The sequence below is a fragment of the Empedobacter brevis genome, assembly GCF_965118635.1.
Taxonomy (GTDB): domain Bacteria; phylum Bacteroidota; class Bacteroidia; order Flavobacteriales; family Weeksellaceae; genus Empedobacter; species Empedobacter brevis_A.
This window is the reverse complement of sequence record NZ_CBCPHV010000002.1, coordinates 24,991-48,409: the sequence shown is the minus strand read 5'-3', so window position 1 is coordinate 48,409 and position 23,419 is coordinate 24,991. Positions and strand designations below refer to the sequence as shown.

Genomic DNA, 23,419 nt, shown 5'->3' with positions numbered 1-23,419 from the left:
CTGTAATCACAATGAATTATATCATTTCGTTAACATATTTGGATAGTTTAGAATCATTCTTAGTTAGTCAGCATACCTTTATGAGAACTTTTTAAAAAAAATATTGTTTGGTAAATAATTAATATCTATACTTGCAATAGAAAAGTAGAACAACTTTTCATAGGTTTAAGTTAGTTAGGTTAATCCTCTTATAGTGATATAAGAGGATTTTTAATTTTTACTTGTAACATAATTCTTTTTTTTACTACAAATTAGTAGAGCAATAGATAATAGTTTGAATAATAAAGCAAAAATTTTTACTGAATTAGTCGAAAAAAATCAGGGAATCATCCACAAGGTTTGTCGTATCTACACAGACGATAAGGATTCTCATGACGATTTATTTCAGGAGATTGTATTGCAACTATGGCGCTCTTATGATTCCTTCAAAGGAGATTCAAAATTTAGTACCTGGATGTATCGAGTTAGTTTAAACACTGCGATTACATTAATCCGAAAAAAAACAAAATCGAGCGAAACGGATTATAATGAAGCTCTATTTCTAAATTTAAAATCTGAAGACAAAGATGAGTTTTTAGAAGAACGCATCACACTTTTATATGCTGCTATTAGATTATTGAATGATGTAGAACGTGCATTAGTACTACTATTTTTAGAGGATTTACCTTATAAAGATATTGCTGAAACCTTAGGAATTTCGGAAGTGAATGCTCGTGTAAAAATGAACAGAGTGAAAATAAAATTGAAAGAAATAATGTCTAAAATGGAACAATAATGGAGTTAGATGACTTAAAATCAATATGGGGTTCCATAAAAGAAGAAGATAAGTTTGATAAAAATCAAATTTTTCAAATGTTAAAGAAAAAATCGTCAACGACTATAAAATGGTTATTTATATTCACTTTTTGTGAATTTATCCTTTTTCTCGTTTACAATTTATATGTCTTGATTTCAGGAAAAAATTTCTTTAACACTCAAGTTACAACATTAGTTGAAGAAAAAACAATTAACAATTACGAAATAACTTCAGTTTTTAGCATCATAATTACATTTGGATTTTTGATAATGGCTTATCGTTATTTCAAAAAAATAAACCTTAATCAATCTGTTGTCGATTTAATGAAAAACATCATTTCGTTTCGCAAATTGGTCAACTTATTTATCCTTTTCACAGTATTAAGCTTAATTGTTTCTTCTGCTCCTTTTTACTATGAATTAGGACAATCTATTTACCTTGCCAAACATGCAAATGACATACAACTAATTGCTAACAACGCAAGCATTTATGGTTGGATAGCCATTATAACAGCAGTTACATTTATTGTGATTATAGGAACGATATATTATGGAATTATCTATTTTCTATTTTTAAGAAAACTTCAACAAAACTTAAAAGAGTTGAAAGAAATGAAATAATGTCTTACTTTTGTCTTGTAATGAAAAAATTTATCCAATATATCATGCTCACGATTTCACTGTTTATGACAGTGTATCAGTCTGTGCATATTTTGGATCATGCATTAAATAAAGAACACAAAGAGCAAAAAAATAAATATGCTAACGTACACGATCACAATTGTACGATTTGTCATTACGATCAACATTTTATTGAAAACAATTCGGATATCGAATTATTCGAATGGACACAATCTTATGTTCAAAAAGATAAAAACCTTTACACAACTCGTGTAAAACAAGCTGTATTACTTACTCAAAAAAGCCTTCGAGCTCCCCCTACACAATTTAATTTCAAGAAAAACTACCTTATTTTTTAACGTTATTAAATTATTGTATTTATGTCAATCAACATAAAATGTAGTGTTTTTGCTACATTCTTGTGTGGAAATTTATTCGCACAAAATATTATCGAAGGTCAAATTATAGATAAAAATCAAAAACCAATACCTTTTGTAACTGTATATTTCAATAATAAGGAATATCACGCAAATGCTGAAGGAAAATTCAAGATTGAAAATCTGAACAAAGGAACTTATCAAGTTCAAATTGACGAACAAGGATACGAACCTTTTTTTCAAAATATTACATTCGATTCACAACAAAAATTTGTTTTTACACTTACATTTCACAAAGCTTATAACTTAGATGAAGTTACTGTTTTAGGACATCATCACGATTTTTCTACAGCAAATATAGAACGTGTAGATCAAGCTTATATTCAAGAAAATTATGCAGGATCATTAGCAAAATCTTTAGAAAACGTAGCTGGAATTAATGCTTCAGGAATTGGATCTTCGGCTTCGAAACCAATTATTCGTGGACTTGGTTTCAATCGACTTATTGTTGCCGAAAATGGCGTAAAACAAGAAGGTCAACAATGGGGAGCCGATCATGGTTTGGAAATTGATGCCTTAAATGTAGAAGATATCGAAATTATAAAAGGGCCTGCTGCGCTAGAATACGGAAACGAAGCTATTGCTGGTGTTATCAAAATAAATAACAACAATTTGCCTGCTAAAAATTCATTTTCTGGAGAAGCAAAAGCATTGTATCAATCGATAAATGAGAATTATGGAATCGGTTTTAATTTAAAAGCTCGAAATGACCACTTTTTCTATAAAATAAAAGGTTCTTATTCTGATTATGCAGATTACAAAACCACTACAGATCGTATTTATTATCTAAATCGTTATTTACCAATTTACAACAAACGTGTAAAAAATACTGCAGGACAAGATCTGAATGCTGAAATACAAACGGGATATATTGGCGAAAAATTTCGTTCAATTTTAACTGTTTCTAATGTGAATCAAAAAATTGGTTTTTTCCCTGGTTCGCACGGAATTCCTTCTGTAGACAGACTTCAGAATGATGGGAATCATAGAAATATAGAGTTTCCTTATCAAAAGGTGAATCATTTTAAAGTAATTTCTGAAAATGAATTCAGACTAAACACAAAAGATGTTTTGAAATTTTTAACAAGTTATCAAAACAATCGTAGACAAGAAATTAGTTCATTTCATACACATTATGCAAATCAGCCAGCTCCTGTAAAAAATCCTGATTTAGAATTAGATTTTAATTTATCGACATATGATTCTCAATTAAAATTTGAACATAATCATAGCAAAAATTTTAAAACAATAATTGGCACACAAGCGCAAATACAAAACAATAATATTACTGGTTACAATTATTTATTACCAAAATATGATCGAAATATATTCAGTGGATTTTTGATTGAAGAATTCAAAAAAGGAAATATTTGGAAAGTAACAGCTGGTTTGCGTTATGATTATTCAACATTCAAATCTGAAGGTTATTTTGATGATTTCTTATATAATTATTTAATAGAAAAAGGAAATTCGACAGGAATTGCCGATTATTATGCAAACCGAAGCAAAACCATCAATCGTAATTTCAGTAATTTCAATGGAATGATTGGTGCTACTTTTCAGCCAAATAATTTATGGGATTTCAACCTGAATGTTGGAACAAATTTCCGTTTACCAACTGCTATAGAATTAGGTTCTAACGGAATTCATCATGGAAGTTTTCGACATGAACGCGGAGACGAAAATCTTGATGTAGAAAAAGGAATCGCAGTAGATTTTAAATCTGGTTTTCATAAAAATGATTGGAATATTTCCATTAGTCCATATTTATATTATTTCAGCAATTATATTTTCTTGAAACCTTCGGGACAATTTTCTATTCTTCCTCATGGCGGACAAATCTATCAATATACACAAAGCAAGGCTTTATTAACTGGTTTTGAATTTGAAGTTCGTAAAAAAATCAATGAAAATTTTGATGCAAATCTTATTTACGAATATCTATACAATCGTCAAATTACAGAAAATAAAAAATTCGGAAATTATCTTCCCTTCACTCCTGCCAATAATTTGTTTGGACAAATTAATTACAAAATCAATCAAAATCTTAGTTTCTTAGAAGATTTAAGCTTTTTTGCGAACGGAAAATATACGTTTGAGCAAGATAAAATTGCACAAAATGAAGATATTACGCCAAGTTATTTTTTGGTCGGAATTGGAGGAAAAACGAAAATTAAATTCAATAATTTCTATGCTAATTTAAGTTTTCAGGTTTCTAATTTATTGAATAAAAACTATTATAATCACACTAGTTTTTATCGTGCATTAAAATTGCCAGAACAAGCTAGAAATATACAAGTTATGTTAGGAATTCCGTTCGGAAAATAGTTGATTAATGAAAAAGAGACATCCTATTTTTGGACTTTTCTTTAGTATTATTCTTTTTTCGATACCTGTTTTCAATCAATTACATTTTTCTTTAATCGATCATTCGCAAAATTTTTCGGATCAAAAGAAAGAGATTATCCATCATCAATGTAATCATTTTACATTTTATACGATTTTTATTGATACACATGATGAACCAAAAATTGAGAATAAAACAAATGAAGAATTTCATACAAAAGAAAATTTTGAACATGTAGAAAAAGTAGAATTTCATGCAATTGAATATCATTTTACACGAGGTCCACCTCAAGATTTTGTTTCTTAATCTATCAACCAAAATCTAAAAAATATCATTCAATTCAAAAAAATAAAACAATGAAAAATACAATTTTAAAATATTCATTTATAACATTATCAGCTTTATTCATTTCGTCTTGTTCATCAGATGATTCTTCATTAGATACAACAAAACCAGAAATTAATTTGCTTTCTCCAAAAGATGAAGATCACTTTCATTTAGGCGATGACATTAATATAGAAGCAATTCTAAAAGATAATGTTGAATTGGGCGCTGTAAAAATCGATCTTCATTATGGTGGCGATGGACATACTCACAATCATCGTTCTGCCAAAGCTGTAGAAACATTAAGCTCAGCAGAAATTCCTTGGGAATTCTCTAAAGAAGAAGCTATTCCTTCTGGTAAAAAAGAATATGCTTTCAATTATAAAATTTCAATTCCAGAAGAAGGTATTACAGATGGACCATATCATTTAGGATTAATTTTAATTGATAAAGCAGGAAACCAATCGGAAACGTACATCGAAATCGATGTAGTAGACCATAGTCACGAACATTAATTATTATTTTATAGAAAAGCCTGAAATTTCAGGCTTTTTTTTATGTTCATTGTTAAAAGAATATTATTTTAGCAATCCTCAATTATATCAAAACAAAAAGAATGATTGCAATAGCAGATAGTGGTTCTACTAAAACGGATTGGGTTATTTTAGATAGTGACCTTAATGAAGTTTTTAGAACAAGTACAATCGGATTTAATCCGTATTTTGTGACATCAGAAGATATTACAGCTGAATTACAAAAAAATGAAGATTTTGCACCTGTTGCAAATGATTTTACAAAAATCTTTTTTTATGGTGCAGGAACTTCTAGTGAAGCGATGCATACTGTTATAAAAAATGGATTGAATAATTTCTTTACGAATGCAGAACTTGTTGTTGACCATGATTTATTGGCCGCTTGTTACGCAACATATATGGGAAAACCAGCAATGGTTTGTATCTTAGGAACAGGATCTAATTCTTGTTATTTTGATGGAACTAGTATGCGAGAAGAAACTAAATCGTTAGCTTACATTTTAGGAGACGAAGGTTCTGGAAATGATTTAGGAAAACGTTTATTACGTTCCTTCTTTACAAAAAAAATGCCACCTCATTTAGCAAAAGCATTTGATGATTATTATAAATTATCTATTGAAGAATTAAATAAAAATGTGTACCAAAATAAATTTGCAAACACATATTTAGCTTCTTTCAATAAATTTGTGGTTGAACATAAAAATGATCCATTTATTCAGAAAATCATTTATGATGCGATGTCTTCTTTTATAGAATATCAAATTATGCCTTATGAAGAAGCACGTAATTCTGAATTAAATTTCATTGGTTCAATAGCGCATATTTACGAAGATGTAATTCGTTCTGTTGCTGCTGAATATCACTTAACTGTAGGACATATAATAAGAAAACCTATTGATAATGTTGTTGATTATCATAAAAAATATTTAATCAACCAAGCATGATAAATCAACCAAGACTTGCAATAATCTCCTACAACACACCTCATCGCAAAACACAAGATGTTTTAACTGGTTTGAAAGCCAAAGGATATCAAAATATAAGTGTATTTGCTTTGCCATTTGTGCAAAGGGAAAATCCATTCAACCCTATTTATCAGCATCGTCCAAGTAAAGCAATTCAAATTGAACCAAAAGAATTTTGTAAAAATTTTGGATATGATTTTAACTTGACAACGGTCGAAAAATTGAATAATCAATTGAACGATTATAAAGCTGATTATGTAATTATTGCAGGTGCAGGATTATTGCCAGACGAATTGGTTGAAACGCACAAAATAATAAACACACATCCTGGTTTTTTACCTTTCACTAGAGGATTAGATTCCTTGAAATGGGCAATAACTAAAGGTATAGAAATAGGTGTTACAACTCATTTTGTAAACACAGAAGCAGATGCAGGTTTTTTGATTGAACAACGACATATTCCTGTTTACAAAAATGACACTTTTCATTCATTGGCTTATCGTCAATATGAAACTGAAATTGAAATGTTAGTCAATTCAATCGACTTGATTCCGACTCTTTCAGATTTTAAATCACTTTCAACAACCGAATTTGATGCAACTAGAAGAATGCCAAAAGCCATCGAAGAAAATTTGATGCAAGCATTTGAAAAATATAAAAAAATATATAAAAGGGATTAAATATTTTTTGAAAAATAACAAAAAAGCTAACCTATTTGGTTAGCTTTTTTTAATATAATTTTTTAAAATCGTTCTTCTTTTATAACTCATCAGCCAACAACTCATCACCTCTTCTTCTAATACTTTTATACGCTTTATAACAAACATACAAAATTATCAAAGCAAAGATAAAAGCCAAAGGGGCTAATACAACTGCAGTAATACTTAACACAATTGAACTGAATGTTTCTCCTGTATTTACTAAAAAATTTCCTGCTCCCGCAGTTGTGGTTGTTGAAACTGCTCTTGCTGCTGCAGTTGTACCACTAATTGCTGCCGAAGTTCCTCCTCCTGCTATAATAGCCAAAGCCCAAGTTGCAACTTCATTCATTTCTGGCATCGTAATTCCGACCGCTATAGTTCCTGCAATTCCTGCTAAAGGAACAGCAATTGTATCCAATAAATTGTCTACAATAGGAATATAATAAGCACCAATTTCTACCAACATTGCTACTCCAAGTGTTATTATTGCTGGTGTACTTCCAAGCCATAGCCAACTTTCATCAAGATTAATGAATGTTTTACCTAAATTCACAGCTAAACTCAATACAAATAAAGGTAGAAATATCCGGAAACCAGCTGCCGCAGCTAATCCTATTCCGAGAAATAATGAAAAGATAGTAGACATTGAGATTAAGTCGCTCATAATTTAGTTTTTTATAATGGTTCTGATTTTATAAATATAATGATAAAAAAGATAAAATTTTTATTATTTTTTCTTTCCTTTGTATCCGATTAAGAGAAACGAAGTACTGCAAAGTACTTTTTTTATGTTAATGAACCTAAATGTTTAGTATACATCCAAATAATCGAATAGTAAATCAATCTTTTTTTAAATGGATTGAGAATTATTCCTTTTCTCAAAATCAATCAACCAAAACTCCTTCACGACAACATTTAAATTTTTTGCAAGAATCAATTTCTTTTATTTTAATTTCTTACAGGAAAATTTTATCTTTAAGAAAATTTTACGAGAACTCTTGCAATGGAAACATTAAACGAAATTAAAAAAATTAATAAAACAAAAATGCTGGTAATAGGAATTGCAGGAGGAACAGGTTCAGGTAAAACAACTGTTGTAAATAATATTTTAAGAGATCTTAATGCAGAAAGTGTCATCGTAATTTCTCAAGATAATTATTATAAAGATCATCCTGAATTATCTTTTGAAGAACGTTCTAAAATCAACTTTGATCATCCAAGATCAATTGATTTCGAATTACTAAAAGAACATGTTGCATTATTGAAAAACGGAGTTTCAATTGAACAGCCTGTTTACTCATTTATTACACACAGCCGCAAGGAAGAAACAATTTTAACGCATCCGCAATCAGTTATTATTGTAGAAGGAATTTTGGTCTTGACAGATGCTGATCTACGTGATTTATTTGACGTGAAAATATTTGTTCATGCTGATTCTGACGAACGTTTAATTCGTCGTGTACGTCGCGATATACAAGAACGTGGACGTGATTTAGACGAAGTTTTAACACGTTACCAAAAAACCTTAAAACCAATGCACCAACAGTTTATAGAACCATCTAAAAACTTTGCAGACATTATTATTCCAAACATGAAAAAGAAAAATTCTGTTGCAATTAAAGTTTTATCAACTGTAATTAAAGAAAAACTAAACTCTAAAACTATTGTATAATGAAAGAAAAATCGGAAGAGATCTTTGACGAAGAACTTACGCCAGAAATCCCAAAAAGAAAAATTAAGGATACATTCGTATTCAAATTTATTTGGAATCGTTACTTTATATTAACGATTGCATTTGCTGTTTGGATGATCTTTTTCGATCAAAATTCTTTTTTTGTACATCGCGAGTTAGATAAACAAATAAAATTATTAGAAGTTGATGAACAATATTATAAAGAGCACTTGGATAGTGAATCTGAAAAATTGAATCAACTAAATAGTAATCCTGCCGAAATTGAAAGAATTGCAAGAGAAAAGCATTTCTTGAAAAAAGATGATGAAGATATTTTTATCATTCAAGAAGAAAAAGTAGAAAAGCCACAAAAAAAAGAAAATGAGTAAATTATTTGAAGATTTTGATACGATTTCTGAAAAAGAATGGAAAAATAAAGTTCAAGTCGAGCTCAAAGGTTTAGAATATAATCAAACTTTAGTTTGGGGAACAAATGATCAAATCAATGTGAAACCGCTCTATACAAAAGACGATATTGATTATTCGGCTGTAGAACCTTTACCAAAATCAGCAAAAGATTGGAAAATTATTTCGAAATATACTGGAAATAAAAACCAAGATTATAGTTTTCTTTATGGATATTTGATTCAACAAAATCAACTAAATTCATCGTTAGAACTTCCAAATTATTTAGATTTATTCATAAAATATGATGGAACTTCTGAATTGAAATCCCTAGATGAACTTCCAAATTTAAAATATTTAGATTTAGATATTTTTGGATATTTAGCTCAAAATGGACTTTGGCTAAATGATTCGGAAAAAGAATCTAAAAAATTATTGAAAGAAGCGTTGAAATTAAATAACTTCGAAAAAGTCATTTCTATTCAAGGAGATGTTTATCAAAATGCTGGCGCAAATCATGTTCAACAACTAGCTATAACGCTTGCACACGCTGTAGAATATTTAGAACATTTTGGAGCTGATATTGCAGATAAAATCTATTTTAAATTCGCTGTAGGAAGTAATTATTTCTTCGAAGTCGCAAAATTGAGAGCATTCCGTTTTTTATGGAAAATCATTTTAGAACAATATAACAAAGAAAGCGAAGCATTTATTTTCACTTCAACTTCTGATCGCAATAAATCTAAATTAGATATTTACAACAACCTTATCCGCTCTACTGTAGAAGCTTCTTCTGCTATTTTCGGATCGAGTGATGCTGTTTTCGTAAAATCGTATGATGAAGTAAATGAAGAATCAGATTTTGGTTTAGAATTGGCTGCTAAACAACAATTATTATTGCAAAAAGAATCTTATTTAAACCAATTTACAGATCCTGCTGCAGGTTCTTTTTATATTGAAAGTTTGACTAATCAAATGGCAGAAAATGCGTTAGAATTATTCAAAACAATACAAAACGCAGGTGGATTTGTGAATGCTTTACAAAACGAAACTATTCAAGATTTTGTTTACACAAGCGCGAAAAAAGAACAAAAAGATTTCGATGAGCAAATTATTAAATTAATTGGTGTAAACAAATTTAGAAATCCTGCCGATGTGATTGCAAAATCGCCAAAAGAAAAAGTAGTAAAACAAGCTCTTTTTATTCCGATTGTACCCACTCGTTTGGCTGAAAAAGAAGAGAAAAAATAGTTTTTATATAAATTGGAAATCAATTTAATAAAACGAACTCAATAATATAATCGAAACTTCAGTAACTGTGATGGATACTGAAGTTTTGTAGTTAATAATGTAATATTTTACTTCAAAAAACAACCATTTGAATCCAACTATTTTAACAAAAGAATTTCAAGATTATCTGAAAACAATCGAACACGAAGATTTCAAATCTATTGGTTTAAAAAAATCGTTATTTGATGAAATTTCTTCTGCTGAAATTGCACAACAATTAAAAGGAATTCAAGTTTCAAAACATAAGTTTCCAACACTTTATTCGACAGAAAATATTTATTTTCCGCCTTCTATTAACTTAGAACAAGCAAGTTCGGAAGCAACTGCAAATTATAAATCGACTTTGGTTAAAGGAAAAAATTTGATTGATTTAACTGCTGGTTTCGGAATTGACACAATGGCTTTTGCCAAGAATTTTGAAAAAGTATATCACATCGAACAAAATCCTGATTTAAGTGAAATTGTGCAACATAATGCAAAAATTTTAGCACCAAATTTAGAAACTTATACAGGAACTTTTCAGTCTTTTTTTGAAGAAAATCCTACTTTAAAATTCGATGTTATTTATCTTGATCCTGCACGAAGAAATTCGAGTGGAAGAAAGTTTATTTTAGAAGATTTAGAACCAAATATTCTGGAATGGATTCCTACTTTTTTCGAAAAATCAGACAAAATTATCATCAAACTTTCGCCTTTATTGGACATCACTTCTACTCTACAACAAATTGATTCGATTTCCGAAATACATATTGTTGCATTAAAAAACGAGGTAAAAGATTTTCTAATTATCTTGGATAAAAATTCTTCGACTAAAAATCCTCTGATTAAAGCAATTAATTTAGAAAATAATCACCCCGAATTCTCTTTCAATTTTGAGGACGAATATCATTCTAATGCAAGTTTCGGTGGAATTCAAAAATATATTTACGAACCAAATGTTGCAATTCTAAAAACTGGAGCTTTCAAATTATTGAGCGAAAAATTTAATCTTCATAAACTTCATCAAAATACACATTTATATACTTCGGATGAACTTTTGGAGAATTTTCCTGGAAAAATTTACTTGATTGAAGAGCAAATTATTCATCCTAAAAAAGAAATTTTAAAAATGAAAGCAAACGTATTGGTCAAAAATTATAATCAACCAATAGATGTGATCAAGAAAAAATTTAAAATTATTGATGGCGGTTCAACTACTTTAATTTTTACACAAAGTATAGATGGTTTTCATATCTTAAAAACTTCAAGAGTTTAGTTGGGATTCGGAAAAAGTTGTATTAATTTTATGCAAGAATTCTCAACCCTAAAATATAACATTTGGAACTCAGAAATAAGATTGAAAACTTTATCTATGGCGAAGCGCTTTCAGACGGTTTAAAAACCTCTTTAGCAATTATTATTCCTCCTATTTTAGCAAGTTCGTTTGGCTATTTATATGTTGGTGTAACAATAAGTTTGGGTGCTGTTTTAGCGCATATGACAGATACGCCTGGTCCTTTTAAAGAACGCCGAAACTTAATGTGGCTTTCCGTATTAATGATTTTTATCGTTTCGTATTTCACAAAAACGATCAATAACTATCCAATATTTTTAGGGATTTGCTTAACACTTATCGTATTCTGTTCTAACATGTTAACGGTTTGGGGCCAGCGAACAAGTGCACTCGGAATGGTTATCATGATGTCCATGGTAATGAATATGAATGATTTAAGAAATGATTTAAGTCCTTTTGATATTGCATTTTATGTAACTGCTGGAGCAGCTTGGTACACAATTTTTAGTTTGGCTATTACAACGTTTCGTCCGTATCGAATGGCGCAACAAAATTTAGCTGATACAATGATTCATACTTCTGAATACATTCGAATTAAAGCTTCCATGTTTGATATAGATTCTAATTACGATGATATTATCAAAAAATTAATTGACGAACATGTTGTAATTAACGAAAAACAAAATTTAGTTCGAGAATTGGTTTTTTCGAACAAAAGATTAGTAAAAGATCAAACTCCAATTGGACGTTCTATTGTATTTATTTTCTCTGATTTAGTCGATATTTTCGAAAGTATAACAGCGAATCAATATGATTATGTGAAGATGAGAGAAGCTTATGGAAATACAAAAGCGATGCGAAAAATTTATAATTTAATGAATAAATTGGCGCATGAGCTAAAAATGATTGCTTATCACATCAACTCGAACAAACGACCAAAAAAGCCAAGTTTTGATTTTGAAGTTGAACTAAAAAAGATTGATGACGCAATCAAAGAATTGTATGACGAAGGACAAAAACCAATTGTTTTATCTAAAGTTTACATCAATCTAAAACAAATTGTTTATAAAATAGAGTTTATTCATAAGTTTTTCTACGATGATTCCTTCACCGAAAAAAAGAAAAATCCATTGGATCATGCCAAAAATTTTGAACCTAGAATCAACTATCCATTACGAAAATTAAAAGATCATCTTAACCTAAAATCTTCAATTTTCAGACATGCAATTCGTGCGTCTATTGTTATGTTATTAGCATATGGAGTTACATTTATTATCCCGATGACTTATCATAGTTATTGGATTTTAATGACTGTTTTGGTAATCTTAAAACCTGGTTTTAGTGTAACAAAAAAACGTAATTTTCAACGTTTGAAAGGAACCATTGGTGGTGGATTAATTGGAGTTTTAATCTTATTACTAATTCCTCAACAAAGTATCCGATTTGCTTTAATGCTTATTTTTATGTTGATGGCTTATACTTTTATCCGTAATAAATATGCGATTGGAACATTTTATTTAACCGCATATATTCTAATTTCCTTTAGTTTTTATTCGCATAAAGATTCATTAGAGATTATACAAGAGCGTTTAATAGATACGCTTATCGGAGGTTTTATGGCCTTTATTTCAAGTTATTTAATTTTACCTAGTTGGGAAAAAAATAATATGAATGAATATATTCAAAAAGCATTAATTGCCAATTACGAATTCATTTATTTGATTTTTAAAAAATTAGCTGACAACGAAGTTTCTACAACTGAATACAAATTAGCCCGAAAAGATGTTTTTATTGCAATGGCAAATATCAATTCTGTTTTTCAACGCGTAATATCCGAACCAAAAGGAAAACAAGCAAATGCAAATGAGCTGAATAAATTCACTATTTTCAATCAATCATTTGTTTCATATTCAGTTGGTTTAGTTAAAATTTTAAAGAAAAATAATTCGGTTATTTTAACCTCTGAACATATTCGTTTAATGAAGAAAATTTTACAATTATTGCTTCAAAACATTCGACTTTACGGTGAATATGAAACTGAAAATTTACCAAAAACAATAAACTTTAAAGACAATACAATCATTTATACAGAAATCGAGACAGAGGCTTTACAAAATGATTCTGAGTTGATTGAAGATTTATTAGAATATTTATACGAAATCGCTTATGATTTCACAAAAGTTGGTCACGTTTTTGTGAAAGAAAAACTCTAAAAGAGTAACTAAATGACAATTATTCAACTTTTTAAAAATTTAAGTCCATTCGTAAAACCATATCGTTCTTTGGTTATAGCAACTTTGCTTTTAACCTTAGTTGGATCTTTTACTTCGCAGGTAAATGCGCTTATTTTACAATATACTGTCGATTCTATAAATGGATTAGTTGAAGCTGGAAAAGGATTGAAAGATGGTCTAAAAATCATTTCATTCATTACAATTGTTTTGATGACAAAAGAAATCTTGAATGCCTTTATCACATTTGGACAAAAATACTATGGACAAAAACTTCGAATTTTAGTTTCTCAAGATTTAGCACAAGCAATTATCGAAAAGATTTTAACGTACAGAATGGCGTTTTACACGAATCAAGATAATCAAGCAGGTAAACTTCAAACACGTATTGATAGAGGAATAGAAAGTTTAACACGTTTAGTACAAAACTTTTTTATTGATATTTTACCTCTTTTTGCAAACTCCATAGTTGCCTTGATCTTAATGTTTAATGCTAATTTTTATGTTGGATTGGTTGGTCTTTGTATCATTCCAATTTATTTCATAATTACACAACAACAAGCGAAAAAACTAAGTGGTTGGCGAAGAAACCTTCGAGGATATCGTGAACAAAAATCACAAGGAATAATAAGTATTATCGATTCTATCACCGTTATTAAATCATTTAACAGAGAAGATATCGAAGGTAAAAAACAACTTGATTTGCAAAAAGAATTGACTAATAATCAAATGCAAACACGTAAAACGAGTTTCTTTTTTGATGGTTTAAAATCTTTTATTGAGCAATTTGGTGTGGTTATTATCATTATTCTAACTGCTTATTTGGTTTTGGATGGACAAATGACAATTGGAGCAATTATGTTTCATATTCTGTTGTTCAACAATGTTTCAGCCCCTATTCGACAATTGCATCGTATTTATGATGAAATGAATGATGCGATGATTTATTCAGAAAGTTTCTTTGGAATTCTGAAAGCTGACGACGAAAAAGAATCTTCAGGAAGTTATATTCCAACACATTTAAAAGGTAAATTCGAAATCAAAAATGTAGATTTCTCTTATCCAAATGGTTACAAAGCCTTGAAAAATATTAACATGACAATTCAACCAAATAAAATTACTGCTTTGGTTGGCTTATCGGGTGCGGGAAAAAGTACTGTGATAAATTTATTGGATAAATTTTATCAACCAGATTCTGGAAAAATCTTACTTGATGGAATTGATTTAGAAGAATATGACACACAATTTCTACGCGAAAATATTGGTTTAGTTTTACAAAAAAATCACATTTTTAATGGAACAATTGAAGAAAACATTCGTTACGGAAATGTGAATGCAACTTTCGAAGAAATAGAAGAAGCTGCAAGAGGTGCATATATTCATGAACAAATTATGGATTTGCCAGAAGGTTATCAATCCAAAGCTTTATTGCTATCTGGAGGACAACAACAACGTATAGCTATCGCTCGAATGTTCCTTAAAAATCCTCCGATCATTTTCTTAGATGAGCCTACAGCAAGTTTAGATGCAATTGCAACTGAGCAAATCAAAAATAGTTTAGATGCGATAAAAAAGAACCGAACAGTTATTATAATTTCGCATAGCATTTCACAAATTATTGATGCCGATTTTACTTATGTCATGAAGCAAGGGGAAGTTGTTGAACATGGTGTTCACGAGGATGTATATAAAATGAATGGCACATACAAAGAGATTTTCGATGCAATGGCAAAAAGCTTAAATATCGAAAAAATTGCCAAAACATTTGACGATGACGAAGAAGAAAACTTTTAGTGAAATTTTCTATTTTAAAACATTATAAATCATTACCTTTAAACAGATAAATAGGTAGCGTATGAAAAAATTGGTTTATTTTATAGTTAGTGCATTTTTTTTAACACAATCTTGCTCTCAAAAAAAAGAAGCTCCAAAAGAATTAGGGCTTAATACAGAAAATTACGAAAGCGCATTAGACGTTCCTGTTAACACAGTTGGAGTTTTGCTTAACATAGATTCTATTGGATTTTTCGATCATAATTCACAAAATCTAGATCAAAATATTAGTTCAAAACCAATTGAAGATCAACTGAAACAATTAAATTCTAAATTTGATATTGTAAAAACTATTCGAGATAAATCTGTTGAAATTTTGAAGGATAACAAATACACTTATCAAATGATTGATAAATATGATAAAAAATTAATTCCAAATGAATTAATTACACAAGAAAATATCAATCAAGTTAATTTTAATGATTTAAAGAAATCCATTAATCAAGATGATTTAATTTTGATTAACGTAAAACCTGGTTTTGATTATGATCCTTCTAACAAACAGAAATATATTGCGAAAACATATGTGTACATCAATATTTTAGATCTTAAAAATAAGGTTTTAAAATACAGCGAAACAATTGGTGGTACAAAATATATAGACGAAACAATCAATAAAAGCACAACGGCTTATTTAGAAGAAATGATGAAAGAATCTTTGAATCAAACATTAGAAATTATTGATAAAAAATATTAAATACATTGAACTATGCGCCATCTTATTGGCAATTTTTGGAAGTCCTGATTCTATAAAAAGTTTCAGGATTTTTTATTTTTTAATCACTTTCTAATGCAAACATCTTATTCATGGTATATTTTTTGTTAAATTTATCCTAAAATACAATAATGCGAACTATACATTATTTTTCTTTTGCCTCTTTGCTCTTTTCATTCTCGAGTTTTGGACAACAAATCATTGACCCACAACTTAAGCTACCTATTGAAAAAGCAATTCAATCGAGTTATGATTTATTAAACAAACAGTTAGAAGTTGAAAAAAATAACTATCAATATGACGAAGTAAAAGGTAAACGTCAACCAAATTTATCTGCAATAGCTGCAGGAACTTATTTAAATTCGAATGGACTTATCGATATTCCAACCAAATCAATCGATATATTATCCACAGAATTATTTTCTGGAAATCAAAAATTTAATACCTCAGCAGGATTATTTACAGTTGGTGTAAATGCTACTCAAATTATATTTTCTGGCTTACAAATCCCAAATGCGCTGAATGCAATTCAAGAAAAAAGCACCGCATTAAATTATTTGAAAGAAGCCGAAAAAGAAACAATTACAAAAGATATTTTACAAACCTATGATCAATTGATGTTATTGGTTAAGGTAGAAGAATTGATTTCTAATTCTTCAAAACGATTAGATAAAGAACATCTAAAAGTTCAAAAAGCAATTCAGAATGGTTTAGCAATTCCGTACGATCGCGAGAAAATAAAATTAGCAATGCTAGAATTAGACGCGAGACAAGTAGAACTAAATGGAAATAGAAAATTATTGTACAAGAAATTAGAAACTTTGACACATATGTCTGAGCAAGATCTTCAACAAATACAATACGAACTTATTCCTATCGACATTCTTTCGGCAACTTATACATTAGAAAATAAAAAAGAATTGAAAGCTCTTGAACATTCTGTAAAAGCTTATGAATTTTTATACCAAAAAGAAAAAGGTTCACATTTGCCACAAGTTTTTGCATTTGCAAATACCAATTATACATCGATTTTCGGAAGCCGTTTCAAGTTGAAAGATTCTGATATTTTGGGAGATGTTAACTTGAAACTGAATCAATTTACGATGTTTCCTAATATTTTAATCGGAATTGGAGCAAAATGGGAATTGTTAGATGGCGGACAACACAAAAATAAATTAGCCCAAGCAAAAACTGATATTTTAATAAATGAAAATAAGTTGAAAGATTCGGAAGAAAAGCTGAATTTATTATTAAGCAAAAACAAAATTGATTACGAAACTTCTTCTGAAAAATTGAAAGTAAATGATCAACAAAATACCATTGCAACAAATAATTTAGAAATAGCTTCAAGACAATTTCAAGAAGGATTGATAGATGTTACCGAACGTTTAGCAGCCGAAAATGAATATTACAAAGCTAACTTAGGTTATTATGCTCAAATCTTAGATCAACGTTCTAAAACGTATGAATTACTTCAAACTTCTGGAGAATTATTTAATCAATTATCAAATTAAAAACATGAAAAATACACTATCATATATTTTTGCTTTAAGCGGATTACTTCTTTTTACAAATTGTAAATCATCTGACAAAGAAAATAAAAAAGAAGAACAAACTATTTTTCAAGGTAAAATTGAGCGCGATCAAATCAGCGTTGTATCAAAAATTCCAGGAAAAATTGATCAAATATTAGTTCATGAAGGTGATAAAGTAGAAAAAGGTCAAACGCTTTTCGTATTGCAATTACCAGAAGTTGATGCAAAGAAAAGTCAAGCCGAAGGTGCTGTAAATTCTGCCGAAGCGCAATATGAAATGGCAAAAAAAGGTGCAACAGACAATCAATTGAAACAATTGCGTGCAAAAGTTGCAGGTTTGAAAGAACAATTAGATTATGCTGAAAAATCGAATCATCGTCTAAAAAATATGCTTCGTGATAGTCTTGTTCCGCAACAAAGTTACGACGAAGTTTACGCAAAATATCAAGGTGCAAAAAACCAATATTTAGCGGCAAAAGCAGAATTGGCCGATGCTGAAAATGGTGCAAGAATCGAGCAACAACATATGGCTTTGGGACAAAAAGAACGTGCTTTGGGTGCTTTGCAAGAAGTGGATGTTGCAGAAGCTGAAAGATATGTAAAGGCGCCACAAGATATGACAGTAGAAACAATCAATCTAAAAGTTGGAGAATTGGCTTTAGCTGGATATTCTATTGCAAATGGAATTTTGGAAGAAACGACATTTTTTAGATTTACAATTCCAGAAAATAAAATTGGGCAATTGCAAAAAAATCAAGTCGTTAATTTAAAAGTTCCTTACAAAAACAACATGATTCTAAAAGGTAGAATCGTTTCGATAAAAGTACTTAATTCGTATGCAAATATCTCGACAGCTTATCCTGATATCGATCAACAACAATCGCAATATGAAGTAAAAGTAGTTCCTGTTGATTATAAACAAGCAGCTCAACTCTTGACAAAAGCAAATGTAATTTTAGATCTTAACGCTAAATAAATTCTGATGAAAACTATTTTTCATTTAATCATACGAGAATTCAAACTTTTCTTCAAGAATCCTGTTTTGCCAATTTTGTTTTTGGGCGCACCTATTATGTATGGTGTTCTGATTGGAAATGTCTACAAAAAAGGAAATGTAACCAATATTCCAATTATTGTTGTGGACGAAGATCATACAACAACAAGTCAAAAAATCATTGACATGTTAAATGATAACGAATCGGTAAAAGTAGCTGAAGTTCTTCCTTCAACATTTAATTCGAAGAATAAAGCTTTAGAAATCGAAGCTGAAGTTGTCGTTGTTATCCCTCGGAACTTCCAAGCTGATTTATTACAGCGAAAAATCCCAGAAATAGCTTATTTCGTAAATGGTTCAAATACATTAACATCCAATACAGCCGCTATTGCAATTACAACTGTTTTAACAACCATGAAAGCTGGAATTTCAATTGAGACAGCGCGCAAACAAGGCGTTCCGGAATATGTAGCCACGCAAAGTTACGAACCATTCAAATCTACAATGATTCGACAAAATATCAGGAGCGGAAACTATTTATACTTTATGCTTCCAGGTGTTTTGTTAACTGTTTTTCAGCAAGTTTTATTATTAGGTTTAGCACTTTCATTTGCATCAGAATTTGAAAATAAAACATTTAATGAATTAATCTCAAAATCATCCAATCCATTTACGATTCTATTCGTCAAAACATTCCCCTATTTATTTATGTCTATATTTATTTACGCATTATATTATTGTTTTGGAATGTTTTATGAAATGAAATTAGAAACAGAATTCTGGCCATTCTTCACTTCATCCCTTGCATTTATATTAGCTGTTTGTTTTTTAGGATTTTTAGTCAGCATTCTCCTTCCAAACCAACTAAAAGCAACCGAAGTTTTAATGGTGGTAGCAACTCCAAGTTTCATTTTAAGTGGATTTACATGGCCATTAAGTCAAATGCCAAAATGGATTCAAGGAATTGCCGATTGTATTCCATTAACACATTATCTGAAAATATTTCGAATCCTTTTCATCGAAAAAGGCGATCCAGCATTAATTCAACCTTATTTAAATAATCTAATTGTAATAGGAAGTATTTGCTTTGTCTTATCTTTGGCTATTCTAATCGTTAAAATAAGAAAAGCTAAACAATCGATGAAAGAACTCGATACAGAAAAGATTTAGTTTCTTTTTTTAATTTACAAATACAGATAATAAACCATGAATTTTCTAACAGTTGAAAATCTAACCAAATCATACGGAATCCGAACATTATTTGAAGATGTTAATTTTCATGTAAACGAAGGAGATCAAATTGCATTCGTTGCAAAAAATGGAAGTGGAAAATCTACTTTACTTAAAATTTTAGCCGGATTAGAAACAGCCGATTCTGGAGAAGTTCGTCCAAATAAAGGTGTTAAAATTTTGATGTTAGACCAAAGTGATGATTTTGACGAAAATTTAAAAAGTGAAGAATATATTTTCAATCATTCGAATGAAGTTTTAGATATTGTTCGTCAATATGAAAACATGATTGAAAGTGATCCTACAAACCCAGAATTAATAGATTTGATGGGAAAAATGGATCTTTTAGACGCTTGGAAAGTAGAGCCAACAATCAAAGAAATTTTATCGAAATTGAAGATTGATTTTTTGGATCAAAAAATTGGAAAACTTTCTGGTGGTCAACGTAAACGTATTTCATTGGCGAAATTTTTAATTGATTTAAGTTTCGAAACTGGATATGTTCTTTTAATTTTAGATGAGCCTACCAACCATTTGGATATTGAAATGGTAGAATGGCTTGAATATTTCTTGAACAAAGAAAACAAAACATTAATTTTAGTTACGCACGATCGTTATTTTCTAGATGCAATTTGTACCAAAATTCTCGAAATGGAGGACAAAACATTGTATGTACATTCCGGAAATTACGAAACTTATATTACCAATAAAGCTTCGCGAATCGAAAATCAGAATGCGACAATTGATAAAGCGAAAAATCTTTACCGTAAAGAAATTGAATGGATGCGCCGTCAACCACAAGCGCGTACTACAAAATCTAAATCTCGTATCGATGCGTTTTATGATACAGAGAAAGTTGCTAAACATAAAATTATCGACCAACAAGTAAAATTAGAGATGGTCATGACACGTTTGGGTCAAAAAATCATCGAAATGGAACATGTTTCAAAAGCATTTGGTCAAAAGAAAATATTAGATGATTTCTCTTATATTTTTGCACGAGGTGGAAAAATTGGTTTAGTTGGAAAAAATGGTGTTGGGAAAACGACTTTCTTGAAAATGTTAGAAGGAATAGAACCTGCCGATTCTGGTATTATTGAACGTGGAGAAACGTTGAATATCGGACATTTTAAACAAGACGGAATCGATTTTAAAGAAGATGAGCGCGTAATAGAATTTGTAAAAGATATTGCTGATTTTTTCCCGCTTGCAAGTGGAAAAGAAATGCGTGCAGAACAATTTTTAGAAATGTTTTTATTCACGCCAGAACAACAACATACGTATATTTCCAAATTGAGTGGTGGAGAGAAAAAACGTCTTCAATTGTTGGCTATTTTATATAAAAATCCAAACTTTTTGATTCTTGATGAGCCCACAAACGATTTAGATTTACCTACTTTAACAGTTCTAGAAAGCTTCTTAGAAGATTATCAAGGTTGTTTATTAGTTGTTTCGCACGACCGCTATTTTATGGATAAAGTGGTTGATGAATTAATGATTTTCGAAGGAGAAGGAAAAGTTTCTCGTTATATGGGAACTTATACGGAATATCATATCGAGAATAAAAACAAACCAGAATCTGAGGAAAAGAAAGCCGAAAAAGAAATTTCTATTCAAGAAAAAGTAGAATCAAAAGAAAAAATAAAAGAAGCTAAACCAAGAAAATTATCCTTTAAAGAGCAACGAGAATTAGAAGAAATCAATAAATCTTTGCCAATTCTTGAAGCTAAAAAAGAAGAATTAACTAGTTTACTTTCTGATCCAAATCTAGGTTATGACAAAATAGCCACAATTGGAGATGAACTACAAAAAATTGTAGATGAATTAGAAGAAAAAGAATTTCGTTGGTTAGAATTAAGCGAATAAAAATATAGAAAAAGGAACTTTTTTGAAGTTCCTTTTTTTTTGATTTAAACTATTATTTACTTTGCTCCTTTATAAAATCATTTATCGTAACATTTAGTCGCTTATTTCGAATTGCTTTATCAAAACGAATAGGTTTTGCAACACGCTCTTCACAATCTTTCATTCCACAATTTTCACAAGTTACAGCAACTTCTTTTACAGGAATCGACGGATCATTCATAAATTTCACTTTGCGCTGAGCCGATTTATACAAAACGCCTATCGTTACACTTCGCAAATAATTTGGATTAAATGGATCTTTCGTTGCAGAAGAAATCACATAATATTTTTGATTATTATTGAACGGATAAAACGAAATCTGAGCTGATATTTCATGACGATTATTCTCATCTTGTTCCAGTTCTTTCAAGACATTCAATGAAACCCAACGACGACAATAATGCTCGTCCGTTTCATTTGCTTGCGGCGATTGTTGCTGATTAAGATGCAATTCTTTGGTTAATTTATAAGAATTTGAACCAAATTTTGATGATAAACGTAAGAAAAACAAATCTCGAATATTAAAATGCTTCGGCAACAAATTCGTCATTCGTTGATAAACTGTTTCAGGGGATTCGGTATATTTTCCGAAAATTTCTTGAAATTTAGACAAATCATGTTTCTCAACAGCAAATAAATCCTGCATATCCTTTAACAACTTTTCCTCTGGCAACAACAATGCTCCTGCAAAATAAGAAGCATAAAAATTATTCAACAATTGATCAAAATTATCAAAACTTGCCCACGAAAAAGTGAACAAACGCTCCTTCAAATCAAGATAATTATAACCTAATTCTTTCGCTAAAATAAATCGTTTTTGATCATTATCCGAGATTGAATTAATATACAAAAGATTTTTTTCTTTGATATAAATCGAACGCAACTTAGCCAAATCCTTTGCTCCTAGATTACTGAAATCTTCATAAATAATTGAGTAATTGTATTCTTCTTTTAAGATTTCTTCCATTGCTTCATTCGAAACAAAATCATCAGAATCAACTAAATATTCTTTTAGAAAGTTCTTTGCAGAAGATTCTATTTCAGGAAAATAATTATCGTTCGCTTCCTGAAAAGAACGCAATGAAGCCAAATAAAAACTCTCGCGAGTTAGATTATAATTATTCCCAATTTCAATCAAAGTAGAGATAAAAGCATTTACTTTCATCGGCGCATTCGAAATAATTTCAATTAAATCTCTTTCTTCAATTCCGAACAATTCCAAAGGAATTTCTTGTAATAAATTAGATTGTAAAATCTCAGCAACAGGCGCCAAATTTTTATCTAATTTCAACGAAACTAATTCATCATAAGGAACTTCTAATGCTTCAGCAAGTGCAACTATCTTATCAGTTTTCGGATATTTTTTACCTTTTTCTATTTCATTCAAGTAAGATTTAGAAAGCCCAGTTAACTTAGATAACTTAAACAATGACAAGTCTTTAGAACTTCTAACCTGCTTTAATTTTAACCCGAAAATTAATTTAATATATTCTTCTTGCATAATTTCTAAAAAAATATTTGGTAAATGTAAACGAATTTTCATAATTTAGCGAACGTTCGCTAGAAGTATGTCTTCCGCTTTCATAACCAAAACCAAAATTACAAAAAAAACA

21 protein-coding genes are annotated in these 23,419 nt (G+C 29.7%); 19 read left to right on the top strand and 2 right to left on the bottom strand.

What is annotated here, in order from left to right; all coding sequences use genetic code 11:
- Positions 1-274: 274 nt before the first annotated feature.
- From ACMHJW_RS02585 to ACMHJW_RS02550, 8 genes are all read left to right on the top strand, one after another.
- Positions 275-775 (top strand): RNA polymerase sigma factor, encoded by a 501-nt coding sequence (locus tag ACMHJW_RS02585; RefSeq protein ID WP_413531854.1) that lies wholly within the window; start codon positions 275-277, stop codon positions 773-775.
- The gene (locus ACMHJW_RS02580; RefSeq protein ID WP_413531853.1) at positions 775-1,416 is read left to right on the top strand and encodes a hypothetical protein; all 642 of its coding nucleotides are present in this window, start codon (positions 775-777) and stop codon (positions 1,414-1,416) included. Before ACMHJW_RS02585 ends, ACMHJW_RS02580 begins: the two co-directional genes overlap by 1 nt.
- A 65-nt stretch (positions 1,417-1,481) precedes the next feature.
- Complete coding sequence (locus ACMHJW_RS02575) at positions 1,482-1,775, top strand: hypothetical protein (protein ID WP_413531852.1); 294 nt, start codon at positions 1,482-1,484, stop codon at positions 1,773-1,775.
- Positions 1,776-1,796: 21 nt separating this feature from the next.
- Positions 1,797-4,181 carry a TonB-dependent receptor gene (locus ACMHJW_RS02570; RefSeq protein WP_413531851.1) on the top strand — a complete coding sequence of 795 codons (2,385 nt, stop codon included), beginning with the start codon at positions 1,797-1,799 and terminating at the stop codon, positions 4,179-4,181.
- 7 nt (positions 4,182-4,188) lie between these two features.
- Entirely contained in the window at positions 4,189-4,506 is a 318-nt protein-coding gene (locus ACMHJW_RS02565; RefSeq protein ID WP_413531850.1) for a hypothetical protein, read from the top strand.
- A gap of 50 nt (positions 4,507-4,556) precedes the next feature.
- Positions 4,557-5,039: a DUF4625 domain-containing protein gene (locus tag ACMHJW_RS02560; protein WP_413531849.1), complete on the top strand. Its 483-nt coding sequence runs from the start codon at positions 4,557-4,559 to the stop codon at positions 5,037-5,039.
- A gap of 101 nt (positions 5,040-5,140) precedes the next feature.
- Complete coding sequence (locus ACMHJW_RS02555) at positions 5,141-6,001, top strand: ATPase (RefSeq protein WP_413531848.1); 861 nt, start codon at positions 5,141-5,143, stop codon at positions 5,999-6,001.
- The gene (locus ACMHJW_RS02550; RefSeq protein WP_413531847.1) at positions 5,998-6,702 is read left to right on the top strand and encodes a formyltransferase family protein; all 705 of its coding nucleotides are present in this window, start codon (positions 5,998-6,000) and stop codon (positions 6,700-6,702) included. Before ACMHJW_RS02555 ends, ACMHJW_RS02550 begins: the two co-directional genes overlap by 4 nt.
- A 79-nt stretch (positions 6,703-6,781) precedes the next feature.
- On the opposite strand, the gene ACMHJW_RS02545 is transcribed toward ACMHJW_RS02550, so the two are convergent.
- Positions 6,782-7,387 (bottom strand): DUF4126 domain-containing protein, encoded by a 606-nt coding sequence (locus tag ACMHJW_RS02545; protein ID WP_413531846.1) that lies wholly within the window; start codon positions 7,385-7,387, stop codon positions 6,782-6,784.
- A 339-nt stretch (positions 7,388-7,726) separates the two neighbouring features.
- Here ACMHJW_RS02545 and udk point away from each other — a divergent pair, with 339 nt between their 5' ends.
- The 11 genes from udk (at position 7,727) to ACMHJW_RS02490 (ending at position 21,767) form a co-directional block, all read left to right on the top strand.
- Positions 7,727-8,395: a uridine kinase gene (gene udk / locus ACMHJW_RS02540; RefSeq protein WP_413531845.1), complete on the top strand. Its 669-nt coding sequence runs from the start codon at positions 7,727-7,729 to the stop codon at positions 8,393-8,395.
- Positions 8,395-8,784, top strand: a complete 390-nt coding sequence (locus ACMHJW_RS02535; protein WP_413531844.1) for an FtsB family cell division protein — start codon at positions 8,395-8,397, stop codon at positions 8,782-8,784. Before udk ends, ACMHJW_RS02535 begins: the two co-directional genes overlap by 1 nt.
- Positions 8,777-10,051 (top strand): methylmalonyl-CoA mutase family protein, encoded by a 1,275-nt coding sequence (locus ACMHJW_RS02530; RefSeq protein ID WP_413531843.1) that lies wholly within the window; start codon positions 8,777-8,779, stop codon positions 10,049-10,051. The genes ACMHJW_RS02535 and ACMHJW_RS02530 overlap by 8 nt, the downstream gene beginning before the upstream one ends.
- Before the next feature lie 127 nt (positions 10,052-10,178).
- Positions 10,179-11,345 (top strand): THUMP-like domain-containing protein, encoded by a 1,167-nt coding sequence (locus ACMHJW_RS02525; RefSeq protein WP_413531842.1) that lies wholly within the window; start codon positions 10,179-10,181, stop codon positions 11,343-11,345.
- A 62-nt stretch (positions 11,346-11,407) separates the two neighbouring features.
- The gene (locus ACMHJW_RS02520; RefSeq protein WP_413531841.1) at positions 11,408-13,576 is read left to right on the top strand and encodes an FUSC family membrane protein; all 2,169 of its coding nucleotides are present in this window, start codon (positions 11,408-11,410) and stop codon (positions 13,574-13,576) included.
- A 12-nt stretch (positions 13,577-13,588) separates the two neighbouring features.
- Positions 13,589-15,388 (top strand): ABC transporter ATP-binding protein, encoded by a 1,800-nt coding sequence (locus ACMHJW_RS02515; protein ID WP_413531840.1) that lies wholly within the window; start codon positions 13,589-13,591, stop codon positions 15,386-15,388.
- 61 nt (positions 15,389-15,449) lie between these two features.
- A complete protein-coding gene (locus ACMHJW_RS02510) occupies positions 15,450-16,124 on the top strand; it encodes a hypothetical protein (RefSeq protein WP_413531839.1) in 675 nt (224 codons plus the stop codon).
- A gap of 149 nt (positions 16,125-16,273) precedes the next feature.
- Complete coding sequence (locus ACMHJW_RS02505) at positions 16,274-17,656, top strand: TolC family protein (protein WP_413531838.1); 1,383 nt, start codon at positions 16,274-16,276, stop codon at positions 17,654-17,656.
- Between the two features lie 4 nt (positions 17,657-17,660).
- Complete coding sequence (locus tag ACMHJW_RS02500; RefSeq protein WP_413531837.1) at positions 17,661-18,653, top strand: HlyD family secretion protein; 993 nt, start codon at positions 17,661-17,663, stop codon at positions 18,651-18,653.
- Positions 18,654-18,659: 6 nt separating this feature from the next.
- Entirely contained in the window at positions 18,660-19,841 is a 1,182-nt protein-coding gene (locus ACMHJW_RS02495) for an ABC transporter permease (RefSeq protein ID WP_413531836.1), read from the top strand.
- Positions 19,842-19,877: 36 nt separating this feature from the next.
- Positions 19,878-21,767 carry an ABC-F family ATP-binding cassette domain-containing protein gene (locus ACMHJW_RS02490; RefSeq protein ID WP_413531835.1) on the top strand — a complete coding sequence of 630 codons (1,890 nt, stop codon included), beginning with the start codon at positions 19,878-19,880 and terminating at the stop codon, positions 21,765-21,767.
- 52 nt (positions 21,768-21,819) lie between these two features.
- Here the strand turns inward: ACMHJW_RS02490 and ACMHJW_RS02485 are convergent, their stop codons facing one another.
- The gene (locus tag ACMHJW_RS02485; RefSeq protein WP_413532218.1) at positions 21,820-23,307 is read right to left on the bottom strand and encodes a helix-turn-helix domain-containing protein; all 1,488 of its coding nucleotides are present in this window, start codon (positions 23,305-23,307) and stop codon (positions 21,820-21,822) included.
- Positions 23,308-23,419: the final 112 nt, after the last annotated feature.